At 61.7% G+C, this 723-nt stretch carries 1 protein-coding gene; it reads right to left on the reverse strand.

Features of this window, described 5'->3' with window-relative positions:
* Positions 1-48: 48 nt before the first annotated feature.
* Positions 49-723, reverse strand: a 675-nt coding sequence (locus tag CAPSK01_RS08430) for a protein phosphatase 2C domain-containing protein (protein WP_273703345.1), incomplete at its 5' end; no start/stop codon positions are given.

Below are 723 nucleotides of genomic sequence, written 5' to 3' on the forward strand. Positions count from 1 at the left end.
AACTCGCGAATCTCCACTCGCGGCAGAGGGGGGTAACGGTCATGGCCGTTAGGCAAGCGGTGCCTCAAGCAGTTTCAGGATCGCGATCGAGATGTTGTCGCCGTCCCCGCTGCCAAGCGCCCGTGCCCGGCCGATCAGCAACTCGGAGGCTTCGCGCGCCGAGGTCGAGCCATTGATTACCCACCCCAGTTCCTGATCGCTGAAATAGGCCCATAGACCATCCGAGCAGAGCAGAAAGGTGTCCCCTGCCTGCAGGCCATCAGCTTCGCCAAAAGCGATCTGGGGGGCTTCGGCTCCCCCCAGCGAGGTCAACAGAATGTTCCGGTTGGGATGCACGAGGGCTTGCTCGGGCGTGATTCTGCCCTGCACCACCAGTTGCCCGACATAGGAATGATCGGTACTGCGAAAGACCAGACTTTCGCCCCGAAAATGGTAAATGCGGCTGTCACCGCAATGCGCCCAACTCGCCCTGCCCGGCTGCAAAAGCAGCATCACGACGGTGCTGTGCGGATCCTTCTCGTTGATGAAACGCGAAGTCTTGATCAGCATATGCGCTTCATTGATGCTTGATTCCAGCAGCCCGCGTGCCGATTCGCTGCGTGCGGAAAAGCCTTCCAGATTGTTGCGAGCGGTATGGATCACCTGCCGGGCAGCGATCACCCCCCCGGCATGGCCGCCCATGCCGTCCGCCACCACCGCCAGCGTCACGCCCCCGCCTCTGGA

Source organism: Candidatus Accumulibacter vicinus (genome assembly GCF_000584955.1).
GTDB lineage: Bacteria > Pseudomonadota > Gammaproteobacteria > Burkholderiales > Rhodocyclaceae > Accumulibacter > Accumulibacter vicinus.